At 56.1% G+C, this 775-nt stretch carries 1 protein-coding gene; it reads right to left on the bottom strand.

Features of this window, described 5'->3' with window-relative positions:
- A partial coding sequence (locus tag ACFSX3_RS24720) for an AMP-binding protein (protein ID WP_379313379.1) occupies positions 1–775 on the bottom strand: 775 nt, incomplete at both ends.

Raw genomic sequence — 775 nt, 5'->3', positions numbered from 1 at the left:
CTCACCACATACGCGCACAGATAAGACTCGTCCTTCTCGTCTTTCCGGGCGACGACCACCGCTTCCTTCACGTCCGTGTGCTGCAGCAGACGGTGTACGATTTCTCCCGCCTCAATCCGGTATCCCCGGATTTTCACTTGCTCGTCAATTCGGCCCATGTATTCCAGGTTTCCATCCGGCAGCCATCTCGCCAGGTCTCCCGTCCGGTACATCCGCTCCCCAGGTTCAAACGGGTTGTCCACAAACTTCTCCGCCGTCAGTTCCGGGCGGTTCATGTATCCGCGCGCCAAACCGTCTCCTGCGATGCACAGCTCCCCTGGCACCCCGATCGGCTGCGGCTTGTTCGACCGGTCGACGACGTATACGCGGGTGTTGGCGAGCGGAATGCCGATCGGTACGGTCGCTTCTCTCAGATCCATATGGTCCACGGAATAGTACGTGGCGTACACGGTGCTCTCCGTTGGGCCGTATACGTGAATAATCCGTCCTTTACCGAGCGCCTGATACGCTTTCGCCACGTGATCGACCGACACTTTTTCCCCGCCGAACAGCACGTGGCGGATATTGGCGAGGCTGCTTACATCCAGATCAACAAGCGTATTGAACAATGCCGTCGTCAGGAAGAAGACCGTGATCCGTTCCTCCCGAAGGATTCGCGACAAGGAAGTGATATTCAGGACATCCTCTTTTCGAATGAGCACAAGAGCCGCTCCGTTCAACAACGCGCCGAAAATATCAAATGTCGAACCGTCAAAGGCATAGTTGGATAATTGAA

The sequence above is a fragment of the Paenibacillus rhizoplanae genome (assembly GCF_042684125.1).
Lineage (GTDB): Bacteria > Bacillota > Bacilli > Paenibacillales > Paenibacillaceae > Paenibacillus_AQ > Paenibacillus_AQ rhizoplanae.
Note: the sequence above shows the minus strand (reverse complement) of the source record. Positions and strands in the feature narration are given on the sequence as shown.